This is a genomic window from Flavobacterium sp. N1736 (assembly GCF_025947065.1).
Classification (GTDB): domain Bacteria; phylum Bacteroidota; class Bacteroidia; order Flavobacteriales; family Flavobacteriaceae; genus Flavobacterium.
On record NZ_CP109994.1, the window covers coordinates 1,877,014 to 1,892,623 of the forward strand.

General features: G+C 30.6%; 17 protein-coding genes and 1 pseudogene. 13 read left to right on the plus strand and 5 right to left on the minus strand.

The window, feature by feature from the left end:
* Positions 1-188: 188 nt before the first annotated feature.
* From OLM54_RS07910 to OLM54_RS07920, 3 genes are read left to right on the plus strand one after another with little or no spacing between them, the layout of a single operon-like run.
* Positions 189-1,166 (plus strand): hypothetical protein, encoded by a 978-nt coding sequence (locus OLM54_RS07910; RefSeq protein ID WP_264538051.1) that lies wholly within the window; start codon positions 189-191, stop codon positions 1,164-1,166.
* Positions 1,167-1,766, plus strand: coding sequence for a hypothetical protein (locus OLM54_RS07915; RefSeq protein WP_264538052.1), 600 nt, complete (start codon positions 1,167-1,169; stop codon positions 1,764-1,766). It begins immediately after the preceding gene.
* 20 nt (positions 1,767-1,786) lie between these two features.
* Positions 1,787-2,812 (plus strand): hypothetical protein, encoded by a 1,026-nt coding sequence (locus tag OLM54_RS07920; protein ID WP_264538053.1) that lies wholly within the window; start codon positions 1,787-1,789, stop codon positions 2,810-2,812.
* Between the two features lie 133 nt (positions 2,813-2,945).
* On the opposite strand, the gene OLM54_RS07925 is transcribed toward OLM54_RS07920, so the two are convergent.
* Positions 2,946-3,179, minus strand: a complete 234-nt coding sequence (locus OLM54_RS07925; protein WP_264538054.1) for a hypothetical protein — start codon at positions 3,177-3,179, stop codon at positions 2,946-2,948.
* A gap of 614 nt (positions 3,180-3,793) precedes the next feature.
* Here OLM54_RS07925 and OLM54_RS07930 point away from each other — a divergent pair.
* The 5 genes and pseudogenes from OLM54_RS07930 to OLM54_RS07950 form a co-directional block, all read left to right on the plus strand.
* A complete protein-coding gene (locus OLM54_RS07930) occupies positions 3,794-4,471 on the plus strand; it encodes a response regulator transcription factor (RefSeq protein WP_264538055.1) in 678 nt (225 codons plus the stop codon).
* A complete protein-coding gene (locus OLM54_RS07935; RefSeq protein WP_264538056.1) occupies positions 4,468-5,826 on the plus strand; it encodes a sensor histidine kinase in 1,359 nt (452 codons plus the stop codon). Before OLM54_RS07930 ends, OLM54_RS07935 begins: the two co-directional genes overlap by 4 nt.
* Before the next feature lie 97 nt (positions 5,827-5,923).
* Positions 5,924-7,207, plus strand: a complete 1,284-nt coding sequence (locus OLM54_RS07940) for a TolC family protein (RefSeq protein ID WP_264538057.1) — start codon at positions 5,924-5,926, stop codon at positions 7,205-7,207.
* A 38-nt stretch (positions 7,208-7,245) separates the two neighbouring features.
* Positions 7,246-8,334, plus strand: coding sequence for an efflux RND transporter periplasmic adaptor subunit (locus tag OLM54_RS07945; protein ID WP_264538058.1), 1,089 nt, complete (start codon positions 7,246-7,248; stop codon positions 8,332-8,334).
* A gap of 34 nt (positions 8,335-8,368) precedes the next feature.
* Positions 8,369-8,950 (plus strand): annotated as a pseudogene (locus OLM54_RS07950) (efflux RND transporter permease subunit); the annotation flags it as partial.
* 168 nt (positions 8,951-9,118) lie between these two features.
* On the opposite strand, the gene OLM54_RS07955 reads toward OLM54_RS07950, so the two are convergent.
* Complete coding sequence (locus OLM54_RS07955; RefSeq protein WP_264538060.1) at positions 9,119-9,352, minus strand: hypothetical protein; 234 nt, start codon at positions 9,350-9,352, stop codon at positions 9,119-9,121.
* 39 nt (positions 9,353-9,391) lie between these two features.
* Complete coding sequence (locus OLM54_RS07960; RefSeq protein WP_264538061.1) at positions 9,392-9,745, minus strand: hypothetical protein; 354 nt, start codon at positions 9,743-9,745, stop codon at positions 9,392-9,394.
* A gap of 216 nt (positions 9,746-9,961) precedes the next feature.
* On the opposite strand from OLM54_RS07960, the gene OLM54_RS07965 reads away from it, so the two are divergent.
* From OLM54_RS07965 to OLM54_RS07980, 4 genes are all read left to right on the plus strand, one after another.
* Positions 9,962-11,200 carry an IS1595 family transposase gene (locus OLM54_RS07965; RefSeq protein WP_264538062.1) on the plus strand — a complete coding sequence of 413 codons (1,239 nt, stop codon included), beginning with the start codon at positions 9,962-9,964 and terminating at the stop codon, positions 11,198-11,200.
* A gap of 20 nt (positions 11,201-11,220) precedes the next feature.
* Positions 11,221-11,391: a hypothetical protein gene (locus tag OLM54_RS07970; protein WP_264538063.1), complete on the plus strand. Its 171-nt coding sequence runs from the start codon at positions 11,221-11,223 to the stop codon at positions 11,389-11,391.
* Between the two features lie 116 nt (positions 11,392-11,507).
* Entirely contained in the window at positions 11,508-12,674 is a 1,167-nt protein-coding gene (locus OLM54_RS07975) for a hypothetical protein (protein WP_264538064.1), read from the plus strand.
* A gap of 2 nt (positions 12,675-12,676) precedes the next feature.
* Positions 12,677-13,420: a DUF4145 domain-containing protein gene (locus tag OLM54_RS07980; RefSeq protein WP_264538065.1), complete on the plus strand. Its 744-nt coding sequence runs from the start codon at positions 12,677-12,679 to the stop codon at positions 13,418-13,420.
* A gap of 15 nt (positions 13,421-13,435) precedes the next feature.
* Here the strand turns inward: OLM54_RS07980 and OLM54_RS07985 are convergent, their stop codons facing one another.
* Positions 13,436-13,786, minus strand: a complete 351-nt coding sequence (locus OLM54_RS07985) for a hypothetical protein (RefSeq protein WP_264538066.1) — start codon at positions 13,784-13,786, stop codon at positions 13,436-13,438.
* Positions 13,786-14,358, minus strand: a complete 573-nt coding sequence (locus OLM54_RS07990) for a Panacea domain-containing protein (RefSeq protein WP_264538067.1) — start codon at positions 14,356-14,358, stop codon at positions 13,786-13,788. Before OLM54_RS07990 ends, OLM54_RS07985 begins: the two co-directional genes overlap by 1 nt.
* A 395-nt stretch (positions 14,359-14,753) precedes the next feature.
* Between OLM54_RS07990 and OLM54_RS07995 the strand changes: the two genes are divergently transcribed.
* Positions 14,754-15,539, plus strand: a complete 786-nt coding sequence (locus OLM54_RS07995) for a hypothetical protein (RefSeq protein ID WP_264538068.1) — start codon at positions 14,754-14,756, stop codon at positions 15,537-15,539.
* Positions 15,540-15,610: the final 71 nt, after the last annotated feature.

Below are 15,610 nucleotides of genomic sequence, written 5' to 3' on the forward strand. Positions count from 1 at the left end.
AAATTTATATTTTTGATGTAAGTATTCGTTCTACGGAAAATAAAAAAAACGACCTTACGGTTTTCCATAATTTCGTTCATTAAATAATTTATAAATTTATCACATTAGAGTAATGAACTAATCATTTTGATTGATTTAAAATTTGCTTTATAATTACCTTTAATATAACAATCATTTTATAAAAAAACATGGCAACTATTAATTTAGAACTATCAATTTACACTTTCACATTAAATGAAAAATTTAAACACGAAGATTTTCTAGATTTTAACGAATTCTACAGAAAAAACTTTTCTAAAAGCGGAGAGAATCCACATACAATTAAACCTGAAGAGTTATACAAAAGATTTGTCGGAATGATTTTAGATGAATTTCACAATAAATTTTGGCTAAACAAGGATGAAAACAAAGGAATAAGTACAAAAAATATTGATTATAGACCTGGAAAAAGTATAATTGAAGGTATTATTAATGGCGGTAATACAGGCTACGGGCATCAAATTTATGATATCTTAAATAATGCAAAAACTGTGGGCGAAATCTCTGAAAAACAGTTAGCATCTTTACCTTATTATTTTAAAATGTGGACTCCGCCAAATAGTCAAGTGGGAATTTTAATGATTCAAAGTTATAGCATTGGAAGTATTGGTTCGATTTTGATTGAATTTTTGACAAAAATTTTTGCTAAATATGGCGCTTCTTTTAGGAGGATCATTCATGTTCCCACCGAACTTAGAGAAAGCTATTTAAAAAGAAGTTCAGTTAAAAAAATAACATTTACAAGCACAATTGAAAATAAAGATTCTAGGAAGAAATTTAATCGTGCCTTTGAAGATTCCACAGGCTTAAAAGTTACTATTACTGTAGAAGGTTTGAAGAAAAAAAATATTTTTAGTTTTTTTAAAGATTTTAACGCTAAAAAACCTATAGGGCTAGATTTGGCAGAGTTAGGAATGGAAAATGCAGAAGATTACGAAACAAAAATTTTTTATGAAGATGAACATGGTAGAAAAGCTCATGCAAAAATCAGAGATAAATTTGAGGTTAGACCAACCATAGTTCTACCTTTAGAAATATCAAACGATAATAAAACGCCAAATCTACAAAAGATAGTTGATTTTACCGATAAATTACTAGAAAAGGTTAAAGAGGAAATAAATTACTAAATGAAAATTTTAAAACTTAAAAATATTAGAAAAGAAGCAATTCATTCTCTCTACTATGATAATAGAGAGAAATTAATCTCGTCTAAACTTAAACTGAATCTCTTTTATTACGGAATTCCCTTTATATTATCTTCCATATTAATTTGTCTAAATCAACTTTTAAACGAAAACTCGATTACATACTTTATAACAGGTATTTCAATTTTTGCTGGTTTATTCTTCAATCTATTAATAGTAGTTTCAGATAAAATGGAAAAGAGAAAAAAACTTTTTTACTCAAATTATGAAGCAACTAGTAAATATGCAAAAGATTATAAAATCTTTTCTGAAAGATTAATTGCGTCAATAAGTTATGCTATAATATTATCAATAGTTGTTATTGGTTTAATGTTTTTTACCCAATTGAATTATGTTAGTTTAGAAAAACATTTTACGAAAGAGCATGTGGAATATATAAATAAAATTTCTGATTATTTTTTTAATTTTTTATCATACTTTATCGGTTTTCAGTTCATAATACTATTATTACATATATTAACTGATATTTATGATATGTTAATTCACGACATGAATACTAGCGAATATCAAAATGAAGAATAATATTAAAATCTTTAAATCATATGAAATGCAAACTGTGTCTTCTTGAAAAAAAACCTAAAAGCAACACACATTATTTAAGTGATTTTATTATCAAGACGGCACTCAATGAAGATGGTGTAAATACTCGTAGCAAAGGAATTTACTGGGGAATCGATAGCCGAAAGATAGTTGTAGACTTCAAATTTCAACAAGAAGCTTCCCCAAAAAAATTAGAAGATCTTTTGCAACGTAAAACAACACAAATAGAAAATAAAAATGCTGAAAATAATATTGATTTTACAGTTAGTGACGCTTTTTGTAAGGAATGTGAAGATATCTTTTCTAAAATTGAAACTGAATTTGTTAATAATGTTATAGCGAAATTTAGGAATTCTAATCTACAAAATTTAGTAGAGAAAGTATTGACTGAAAAAGATAGTCGTATTACAAGACTTTTTTTTCTTTTACAATTTTGGAGAACATCTGAATGCGATTCTACTTTAAAATTATCACCACCACTTAAGGAAAAACTTAGAAAAAAAATTCTTGTTGCAAATAATACTGAATTAGAAGATATCCCCCTTTCAATTACTTACTTGGAAACCGTAAGAGATCTGGATGACCCAAATCTCGGTAATAATTATAAAACGCTAAATGTTGTCTCCATAAAAGAAGGTTCTAATCCATATGCAATAATAATGAACGATTTTGTTATTCAATTATATGATGATTTACAATTCCCTTTTCTTGATTTTTATGGAATAAACGATTTAACAAATTATAAAGATTACATAAACTATAATCAAATACTACTTAAAGTAAGAATTATATCTAATAATCGAAGAAAAGCTATTTTAAGGACTTATTTTTCTGTAGCTGCAAAATCTTTTATAGGCAATCATGCATGGTTTTTTTTAGAAACTTTCACTCAACAATTTAAAAAATTACCATCTAATTATCAGATTCAACATTATTTGACAGAAATGTCGAAAGATAAAAATATTATGAAATTTAGCAAAGGTAACTTATCATCAAATATTCTAAAATATTTCAAAACATTTTATTGATAATAGCTTCGATCTTTTAAGTGCATAGGAAATGAAAATTACATTAAAGTTATGCACTGTGCATTCTAGAAAAAAAACCTCGATTTTAGAAAAATCAAGGTTTTTTCAGTTTATTTCTATTTCCAAATAAATCCTATTCCATTTCCAAATAAGGATTCAAAACCTCAGCTAATTCATTTAGCCAATAAAAACTGTTTTCTAAGTTCATTAATTGAAATTGCAGCGTTTTATCTTCTCGCATAACTCCTAAAGCAAGTATGTAATTTAACTGCCTTATTGCTTTCGCCATTTCTTGTGGTTCGATTGTGTTGTTGAAAAAATTCATAAGCCTGTTTTCGGCTTCTTTTGAAATTGTTTTTGTACTCATAATGTCGTAAAAATTAGGAATAATAAAACCCTTGTATATTAGTGTTCCTAATGCTTACGACAGCATTTACGGTCGTTTCCGATACCGCACACATAATACAAGGGCAAATTCGTTTAGCCTTAAAAGTCGTAATAATAGGAACTACGAATATAAGAAAAAACATTCTTTTTAAATATTATTTTTCTTACAATTTATTATTATTTTTATTCAACCTTATTTTGAGAATAAGAAATTTTGATAATCAAATTTAATTTAGACAAAAGTATATATAAAGATGCTGAATCTGTTTACACTGATTTAAAAAAGAAATATAATCTATAAAATAAATGAACAAATCCTTCCTATAAAACCAATTGCCCTAGCCCTGATGGGAGGGAAAATCCTTTTTCTTGCTTCTTTAGCAAGGAAAAGATTTGGAAGGACAGCAGGAATAGCTCCTGAAAATTCTAACAAACAACTTCATGAAGCATCTTCTTTTCTTACAAAATCCAATTTTAACAGCGATTGCGATAATTAATTGCTATTTTTGATTCTCTCTTTAAAAACGATTCATCAGGCAATTTCACTTTCAATTATTATCACTTCCTGATCAATACAAAAATCAACATTAGCTTATGAATGTTCTACTCATTGAGGATGATAAACGCATTAGCGAATTTATTATAAAAGGTTTAGAAGAAAACAATTTTACGGTGCATCTGGCTGAAACCGGCGAGATTGCGAGAGAATTAATTCAGGACAATACCTGGGATATTATCCTGATGGATATTATGCTTCCGGGAATTGACGGCATTCAGCTGACTAAATTAATGCGTTTCAAAAAAATTCATACTCCAATATTAATGCTTAGTGCTCTCAGCGATACTGATGATAAGGTAAATGCTCTGGATTCTGGCGCCGATGATTATTTGGTTAAGCCGTTTCATTTTAAGGAATTGATTTCGAGAGTAAATGCCTTGACGCGCAGAACTAAATTTAATTACGATAAAGTAGAGACTTTGCATAAATTGGGAAGTTTGACCATAAATCCCGAAGAACACAAAGTTGCTGAAAATGATGCCTTGATCGATTTGTCTCCAAGAGAATATAAATTGCTGCTTTTTTTATTAGAAAACAGAAATAAGGTAATGTCCAGAACGCAGATTTTAAACGCTGTTTGGGGCATTAATTATGATAATAATACAAATGTTGTCGATGTTTATATTTCTTATCTCAGAAACAAAATCGAGCAAAATCATAAATTTATCCATACCATAAAAGGAACAGGATATATGCTTAAAGAAGAGTTATGAAAATACGCAATAAGTTTACTTTAATATCGTCTTTTACGTTTAGCGTGGTCTTTGTCATTGCTTCTATTATCACGTATTTTTCTTTTTATAGTTATTCGGAAAAAATCATTTATAACGAACTTCAAAAAACGTGTTTGCTAACAGGGATTTTCTATCTTGAAAAAGACGAATTACCCGAAAATCAGCATTTGATAATTGGTCAGCAATTCAGGGAAAATTCGCTTGAAATTATAACGCGCGTTTACAATGCAAAAAATCAGATTGTATATGGTGACAAAATGATCGATGGCAATATAAATGCTGAAAGATTGGATTACATCAGAAAGAACAGAAAACTAAATTTTAAATCGAATCATCATTTTTATTTTGGGAGTTTTTACCATGATAATCAGGGAGATTTTGTGGTTTTTGTGAAGAAAAATGATCAGGAATTTAAAACCATTACCAACCGATTAATGATTATTATGATTCTGGTTTTAGTTAGCGGATTAGTCATTATATATATAGTAAGTCGCGTGCTTTCGAATCTGGCGTATAGTCCGATAAAAAATATTATAAATCAGGTTAACGAAATCGAAGCTTCGTCGCTGGATCGCCATATTGTTTCGCCAAATACAAAAGACGACATTCAGGAATTAATTGAAACGTACAATAATTTATTCAAACGGCTTTCGGATACTTTTATCATTCAGAAGAATTTTATCAATTATGTTTCGCATGAATTTAAAACACCTTTAACAGCAATTTCCGGAAATCTTGAAGTATTTGCCCAAAAAGACAGAACAAGTGCCGAATACAAAGAAATGTCTGAAAAAGTATTAGAAAATGTCTATCAAATTGAAGATACGATGAATACGCTGATGATGCTTTCGGGTTTGAGAGGCAATACAGAATTGAATGAAATTTTCAGGGTCGATGAACTCGTTTGGGATATTAACGATCAATTACCGGACATTTACCCATTAAAAGGTTCTCAGATACAAATTGCGATTGAAATTGTGAATGACAAACTGCTTTCTATAAAAGGAAACAGCAACGAAATTAAAATCGCTTTATACAATATTATAGAAAATGCTGTGAAATACTCCAACGGAAATCCTATAAAGATAAGTCTGCTGCAACAAGAGAATCAGCTTAAAATTGTAATCGAAGATCACGGAACGGGCATTAGCGAAGACGACTTAAAATTTATCAAACAAACCTTTTACAGAGGTAAAAATGTGAACGATATAAAAGGCAGCGGCGTTGGACTTTCTTTGGCTAATATTATCTTTAAACAGAATAATATCCATTTTACGATTACTTCTCAAAAAGACGAAGGAACAACAGTTACACTTTTATTTCCGCCACTCTAATCGAATTCTAATGTAACTCTAACCGCTTTATAACACACATCAAATTAGGGTTTAATATGCCGCAGATAGCTTTGCAACATATTAAAAACAACTTAATTTGAAACGTATAATCTTAACCCTTCTCGTTATTGTATCACAAAAAATTGTGGCACAAACTGCAATAAACGATACAATTGTTCTTTCAAGAACACAGGCCGAGGCTTTGTTTCTGGAAAAGAATATTTCTCTTATTTCCGAAAAACTGAATATCGACATTGCCGATGCACAGGTTATTCAGGCAAAGTTATGGCCAAATCCTACGCTTACTATTGGCGAAATCAACCTTTGGCATAATGCCACGGCCTCAGAAGTTCCTGTTTTATGGGGCAATTTTGGAAAAACATCTCAAGTTACCGCAGAATTAGAACAACTTATTCAGACAGCCGGAAAACGTAAAAAGATGATCGCCATGGAAAAAGTGGGCGTTGATATCGCCAAAGAATACTTTAAAACTTTTTTGCGCAATCTAAAAATCGAATTTAGAGGTAATCTTACTGAACTGCAATATACTCAGGAACAAGAAGACATTTACAAAAAACAACTTTCGTCGATGCAAACCATGCTAAAAGGATATAGCAATCAGGTAACACAGGGAAATATTGGCAAAGGCGAATATATTCGATTAAAAGCTTCTGAACTTCAATTCTTAAAAGAAATTGCCGATTTACGAAAAGAGAACAATTCATTACAAAAAGAACTTAAAGTTTTAATGAATCTTCCTGCTGCAAGTTTCATCAAACTTACAGATGAAGGTTTTGTTCCCGATAATAAGAATATCTACAATATTAATTTAGGTAATCTTATGGCTTCGGCTATAGAAAACCGCCCCGATATGAAAGTCATCAAACTCGGAAATGACTATAACGACAGCAAATACAAATACGAAAAAGCAATGCGTACACCAGATGTAACCCTTGGCGTTAGCTATGATCGTGGCGCCAGTACGATGAACGATTTTGTTGGTCTCGGCTTCTCACTGGATCTTCCTTTTTTTAGCAGAAATCAAGGAAATATAAAAGCTGCAAAAATCGCTATCGACCAAGGGAAATTGCTTACCGAAGAAAAAACAATAAGTATACAATCTGAAGTTTTACAAGCTTATGAAGATTTGATTGTAACCAAAAAATTGTATGAAAGTGTTGATGCAAATTATGAAGCAGATTTGGATAAACTTCTGGAAAGCTATCGCAAAAACTTCATGCAGCGAAACACGAGTATGTTGGAATATCTTGATTTTGTCGATGCATATTTAGACAACAAATCTATCCTGCTGAATTCTAAAAAAGATCTTAATAAAAATCTTGAAGAACTGCGCTATATCGCCGGCGAGGAAATTAATTAAAACCTAATCTGATTATCTAGAAAATAATATAAAACATAATGAAAAAACTTATTTTACTCCCAATCCTTGGGTTAATGCTCGTTTACGGATGTGGCAAAAAGGAAGAAATCAAAGATACGAAAGACGAAAAATTTTGTATTGATAAAGACTTAAAAGAAAAAATCACACTAGAAGCGGTACAAAAGCGTGCTGTTAGCGAATCTATAAATCTTACCGGAAACATTACTTATAACGCTGATCATGTAGTTCAGTTTAATAGTCTTGTTGAAGGAATTATTACCAAAACTACTTTCTCTTTGGGAGATTATGTAAAAAAAGGACAAGTTCTGGCAGAGATAAAAAGTACGGAACTAAACAGCATGCAATCTGAAAGTAAATCATTTCAATCTCAAATAGCTGTAGCGCAACGTAATTTACAGGCAACAAAATCAATGTTTGATGACGGAATTTCGTCGCAAAAAGATTTAATGCAGGCACAAAGCGAATTGGATGTTTTAAAATCTTCTTTGGAGAATGTAAGAGCAAATCTTGCCATGTTTAGCGCCAGCAGCGAAAGATCAGTTTTTCAGATAAAAGCTCCGACTGAAGGTTATATCGTAGCAAAAAATATTAGTCCGGGAATGCAGATAACTGATGGCAGCGAACCTCTTTTTACCATTTCGGATTTAAAAGAAATCTGGGTTTTGGTAAATGTTTATACCAGTAATCTTAAAAACGTTACCGAAAATATGTTGGTAGATGTAACAACTCCGGCTTATCCGGGAGAAATTTTTAAAGGAAAAATCGCAACGCTTGCCAAAGTTTTTGATGCCGACGAGCATGTTTTGAAAGCCAGAATCGTAATGGAAAACAAAAACTTAAAATTAAAACCCGGAATGACGGCAGATATCGTAATCGATAAAAGCAAAGGTGGCGAAATGTTAGCTTCTGTTCCTGCAAAAGCTGCCATTTTTGATAACAATCGTGATTACATCTTAATCTACAAAGACGACTGTACGATTGAAACCAGAGAAATTAATCCAATTATAAAAAATAACAACTGGATTTATTTTGATAAAGGAGTGAAAGAAGGTGAAATGGTCATTACTAAAAATCACCTGTTAATTCATGAACGATTAAAAAACTAATTATCCCTAAAAAAGGATAAACACCATACAAGACATGAAAAAATTTGTACAAGGTCTGGTGGCTTTCTCGCTAAAAAACTCCCTTATAGTTTTTTTCCTGACAGCCGTATTACTAGTCGCGGGTATAGTAAGTTATATACATACACCCATAGAAGCTTTTCCCGATGTAACGAATACAAGGGCAAGAATCATTACACAATGGCCCGGAAGAAGTGCCGAAGAAGTAGAGAAGTTCATCACACTTCCTATTTCAAAACAAATGAATACGATTCCTAAAAAAGCCGAAGTACGTTCTATTTCGCTTTTCGGATTATCGGTTGTAACCGTATTATTTGATGATGATGTTGATGATTTTTACGCACAGCAATATGCCTCAAATCGCCTTAACGGATTAGATCTTCCGGAAGGTGCAGATGTCGATATCGAGCCGCCATCCGGAGCAACAGGTGAGATATTCAGATATGTGATCAAAAGTGATTTGCCTATTAAGGAAATCAAAGCCATTCAGGATTGGGTAATCGAAAGAGAACTTATCTCAGTTCCCGGTGTTGCCGATGTGGTGAGTTTTGGTGGAGAAGAAAAAATCTTCGAAATCAAAATCAATCCTACGCAATTAGAAAAGATAATAATATACCCAGGTTACCACTTTAAATTTTGGTAAATGTATTTTGATACAATATAACAATAATTCAGGGTCTTGTACGCAAGTATAATTAGTTAAGATAATAATATATCCTTTGTATCAAACAGAAAATCTACTTGAAAAAGTAGATTTTTTTATGACCTAATATTTTTCGTTTATTCGCTGAATAAGTTTTTCAATACTAGTTTTATTACTGTCACTTGGAGAATCTAAATAAGCATTTACATTATTCATAATATTTGCGATTTCTCCAATTGTTCGCGGATGAGCTAAGAAAGCAGTATTTTCCATTATTGAAACTTTGATGCCAATTTGATCGACTTTATCTGTTTCTATAAGTAGTTCTTCTAGTAAATTTATTATTTTATTTTTCATAGCTAGTTAATTTTGGTTAGACAAAATTATTCAATAAGATTAATTATGAGTATATCCAAAATTTATATCATCTGCATAAATTTTGTTATTTCCATATAAAGTGTGTTGAAAAGGATTTATACCAGAAGTTAATGTGATATAGTGTCTATTCAAGTTTACATTTTTATAAATATCCGTGTCAAGTATGAATTTAATTTCTAACAAGATTTCTTTTTCCTTGACTTTAAAAATTTCGTGAAATTGTTCTATAGTTACAAGCTCGTCATCCTTACAATAGTATTTTATTTCTAAAACACTTCCGTTTTTATCTATTCTTTCATGCATTTCTTTGACATTACTTATATAGTCAACAACACATTTTCTTTTATCAACGACTGTTTCATATCTTTCCATAATCAGTTAGTTTTATAAGTTATTTCAAAGATACAAATTGTTACAATTGCTAACAGATTTTCTTATAAACATGTTCCAGTTGATAACTCTCCTAATTTATAGAAGAGAAAAACACGTCACCTATGATTTTAGTGTATTTGAAATAAACTTTTTCAAAACAAAATTCATTTCATTTTGAAATGTTGTTGAATTCGCCATAATTCAAACTTAAAAATTATGGCTTCTATTAAATATGACTTCACAACTCGATACAATGAATACGATTTCTCACAAACTGATTATGAAGAAATATATCCAGATTTCGAACCAAATTCATTTCAAGAGGCCTGCGAAGATATTCTAAGATATTTACTTATTAAATGGGGTTTAGAAGAAGCACCTGAACCTGCACCAATTGTGTTCCCTGACCCAGTGAAATTGTTAACAACTTGTCTAAAAAAGATAAGAAAAACCTTACCAATTACACCAAAAAGTATTATTTTTAATAAAACAAAGATGAGCAAACATCCTGATATTGAACTTGATACTGCACAGATTTTTAAATCTGTATACGACATGGGTAAGACTTTAAACAACGATAAAGCATGTCGAGAACACCTAGAAAAATTACGTTGGAATGGAGAACCTATTTGTCCTCATTGTGGAAGCCAACGTGACAATCATTATCGAATTAAGAAAAGAGGTGAAGATAAAGGTTACTATAAATGCAAAGATTGTCGATTGCCATTTAGCGTTACAATAGGTACAATCTTTGAAAAATCAACTATTCCCTTAGATAAATGGTTCATAGCTATTTTTAAATTTACAACAAATAGGAAAGGTATTAGTAGCTATGAATTAATGCGAGAATTAGGTGTTACACAAAAAACAGCATGGTTTATGTTAAGCAGAATTCGAAATTCAGTTCGAATGAGAGACGATTTCGAATTTGATGGTATCACACAAGTTGATGAGACCTATGTTGGAGGAAAAAACAAAAATCGTAGCAAGGGAAAAAAGGTTGATAATACACAAGGGAGAAGTTTAAAAACCAAAACACCTGTATTTGGAATGTTAAACAATGGGATTGTTTATACGCAAGTTATCAAAAATGCAAGAGGAAAAACATTAAAAGGTATAATCGATGGAAAAGTTAAAAAAGGTTCAACTATTGTAAGTGACGGATGGAGAGGATATCGTGGATTAGAAAAACACTATAGCCACGAAGTTATTAAACATAACTTAGGATTATTTAAAAAAGGATCATATCACACTAATGGAATTGAAGGATTTTGGGGGATTTTGAAAAGAGGTATAGTTGGAATCTATCATTTCACAAGCGACAAGCATTTACATCGGTACTGTGATGAATTTGCTTATCGATATAACATCCGAACAATGAGTCTGGGGGAACAGTTTAATCTAACCTTGATTAATTGTGATGAAAGATTAAGGTATAAAGAGTTAATTGCATAATTATACATATCTAAAAAACTATGAAAACATTAACTCAACACATTGAAGAATCCTTAAATAATAAATCAATAAAAGAAACTTCCAAAGAGAAACCTATTGAAGAAGATTTGTCGGATTTAATGAGAGTAAGTCCAGCAAAAGAAGGAGGAATTATGAAAGGGACTTTGAGAGATGAGAATAAAAAAAAATGATTGATTAATATGTATATTTAGCTTAAGTATTTGTAATTAATGTGTTAATAAAATAGTGAATAATTATATGAGTATTCTCTTATAACATTTGTTTTTCTTATTAATTTAGTAGCACTATGGAAACAAATATTTCAAATACGTGCTTTAACTGTGATAAACCATATCCTGCTGTCGGTTTTTTTTGTGGAGGGTGTCTAACTCAATTAAAATGTAAATCATGTAGTTTTCCTTTAGAAAAGGATAATTTAGGATGTACAAATTGTGGAACACCTAAAGATGCAGAGAGTGGAAACGCGACTAATCTTTCTCAAAATGTAAATACTTTTAAATTACATGAAACAGCTACTGATCGAATAATAGAAGCGACATTTAGTGATGCTGTAGGTAAAGATTTTGCTGGTATTTTAAAAGACACTTATAATGCAAAAATTAGTAATTTGTCTAATCAACAATACATTAGTAATTCTTCTACTGAGATTTTTGATGATAAAACAATTGATGCTGAATTAGTTGAGGATAATTTGAACTCATCTATAGTTAGAGAAGAGCGGATTATACCAAATAACAAAGGCTCGCAAAGTGTCACAGATTATCCTACTTTAATGCTGATTTCGATTAATAATTTACCTAGTAATGACGTTGAGTGGATCTTAGTTTACTCATTATATGCTTCAAACTTTGGAGAGATTACCTATGAAAGAAAAGATCTACAAGAAAAACATGTCGAATCACAGAGAAAATCTCCGTCATTTTTAAAAAACCTTTCGACCAATTTGAAATCAGCAATAAGAAGTGGTTATATTAATCCACTTACTAATGGTTACTTTTTGATTGAAAAGGGAAAATTAAAAGCTCTTGAGATAATAAGCCGAACAACAGGTACAATTCCTAAAAGTAAATCTAAAAAATCAAATGAAACTTTAGAGGTCAAAAAATCCAAAAACAGAGGCAGTAAAAATTCTTTAAAAAGAGTAGTTGATCTTAACCTGTACCCAGATAAGGCAGATAGCTTAAAAGTTTTTTATGAAAAATTTCAATGTAAAAATGATCATGAAAAAATTCTAGTATTTGTCCATTACTTAGAAGAAATTTTAAAAGTTGTTCCAATTACTGCTAATCATATTTATACCTGTTATGATGATCTTAACTTAAGAACACCAGAAGATTTACAGCAAACTGTACGAAGCGCTAAAAGTATAACAGGTTGGCTTGATGGAAATAATTCAGCTTTATCTGTTTCTATTAAGGGCAAAAATTATATTAAAAGCTGGAATAAAAAATAACAATGAAATTAGAAAAATTCGTTTCCAACATTAAAGATTTTAATGATATTTCTGCAAGTGGAAAAATTGATTTTTTTCTTTATTTTTTAACAGTAGTGGAAAATAAAGAAGGTGTGAATAGTAAAGAAATTGAATCCTGTTTTGATGCGTTAAAGGTTTCGAAATACTCGAATATATCAGCATATCTAAAAAGCAACTCCAAGAAAATTAAGAATAAATCGGCTAAGTTTATTTTGCAAAATGGATTGTATCATTTAGAAAGAACAAGAAAAGTGGAAATAGATACGATATTAAATGTTCCTCAAGATATTAATCCTACAAACGATTATTTTCCACTAGAATTATTTACTGGTACAAGAGGTTATTTAGAAGGGATTGCTAAACAAACTGCTGCTTGTTATGATTTTGGTCTGTATGATGCATGCGCAGTGATGACTAGAAAATTATTAGAAACTCTAATTATTGAGGCTTTCGAAAGTCATAATATAGTATCTAAAATACAAGATAATACAGGTAATTTTTTTGCTTTAAGCGCTTTAATTGATTCATTTAAAAATGAAACAACATGGAACATTGGTCGAAACGCAAAGGATAGCATTCCTAAAATTAAGACTATGGGGGATTTAAGTGCACACAACAGACGTTATTTTTCAAAAAAATCCGATGTAGATAAATTGAAAGATAACCTCAGAATTGTTTTTGAAGAATTAATACACATTATAGATTTCCCTAATAAAAGTAATTGATACCCTCAATAATAATTAACTATGTGGATCTTCTTTATTAAAAAGATACTCTGTAACTAGTTTAAAGAAAATGAATACATTTAGTGTTGTAGAACCAATAAATGCAGTTATAACAGTATCAGATAATTTTAGATTACCTAATCCACAGCCAAAAATAATTATAAACAATCCAAAGCACCAAACAACAGTAAATCTAAAAATTTGTCCAGCATATGCTTTTCTTTCATACATATTTTGCTTAGAATGCTCTATATCGTGTCTATGTTTTTCATAAGAAATACATTCTGCAACATACTCCTGAATGGACATTGAACTAATGGAAGCACTTTGAGCAGCCTTTATTAAAACATCAGAATCAAATACCATTAGTCCTCTTTTTTCTTAATGAATTGTTTAAAATACCCTTGCATTACTTCATTTGATATAATATTTTGACCAGCTTCTTTTGCATTTGACCAAGGAGAATCTGGTAAATGAGTCCAATTTGATAATTGGATAGCATCTAGTTTGCTAGCTACTTCTAAAACAAATTCCAAAGCCTCTTCAGCAGTAGCATCAAGGTTTTTATCTTCACCTAATCTATTTGATGATGGAATATGTTTTATATCTGTACTCCCATAGTTTTTAAATTCATGATATACACTCTTAACAACAGGACCAAATTGCCAAACTTCAATAGGTTCATCAATTAATGGATTTCCTGTTTTTGCTAGATATGCACCATTTGCTATAAATAATAGCTTTTGTAGAGACATGTTTGAAATAGATAAACCTTGCTCTTTAGCTCTTTTCAGAATTTCACCTGATATAAACAAAGGGGATTTCGACATGCTTTTTGTTTTAGTTTGACAAATATATAGGTATAAAACAAATATTAGACCAACTAACATTAAAATATATACAAAATTAATCATTTTTAAATTATGTATCTCTTTCATTTCCCTACGTTATCCTTTTTATCTATTTTTGTATTGTAAAAATATTCGTGCTTAATTACGTTATTGCTAAATCCGAATTACCACCCTGAAGCTCAACAGCTTCTCGATTTAACAAGCCAATAATGTATGTGAGGTACGCCGCTATGGCGTGGCTTTACATCATTGCTTGTTTAAGGGTGTGGTAACCCTGGATTTAGTTTGGTGTAATTGTCCACGCTTCTTTTTTCACTAAACATTTATAAATCCAAATTACCACATCAATGAAAAAGCACTACCAAAAGTACTGTATGCATTTCGCGTACGCGATTATTTCCATTTTCACATTCTTATTTTCTACACGGACAGTCGGTCAACAAAACACTACTTTATCAATCACAGAGGACATCTGTAAACTTATGAAAGAGAAAGATTTGAAATTACAACAGATAGTTCATGACACCATTGTCGAAACTAAAAGACCTGTTTTATTTATGAGCAACGAACCCCTAAATGATGATGAAATCATCGGTTCATATTCATCAACTCCAATTACATATCGTTATGCAAGAAGAGATGACCGTCGTGGGAAATATATCGAAAGCGAGCTAGTGGATAGTTCGTTAGAATACAACAATGACGGTAGTTTAAGTGAAACAATTTATAGCATTTACAAAAATGATTCTTCTGGTAAATTGTACGCAGTAAAAGATGAAAGCCTGAAATCCATTACTGATTATGCAAAAACGAAAGAACTTATAAAAATCGTTGAGAAACAGGGGTACAAAGTTTGTCAAACCAACGAAGCATATTATGAGAACTATTATTACATCAAATCAAAAACTTGCGAAATCAAACTTGACAATTGGACATACAATGAACTGAAAAAGAATCCATCCTACATAAGCTTACTGGATAATTATCAGATTAAGCTAAGATCATTAGTTCAGCAAACCGTTCCGCATTCAAAAAATCTTGACAAGTATTTAGGTCTTTATCGTATTCAAAGAAACAAAATGTCTACTGCCAATATAAATGCTTGGAAAAATGCAACGTCGCAAGCACAAAAGCTTAACGATCAAATTTCAAAACTTGGAGAGCAATATGCAGGAAATTATTCTTTTAAACCATTTGATCAAATGACAAGTTTAAGACGACAGTTTACAGATAATTTAGGTGCTTCAAAAGGAGTATTGGGAATGTAGAAAAATACTAATTAAAAATGTTAAAATTGTTCCATTAAATTCTTTAAATTTGATTTATAAATCTGTTAATT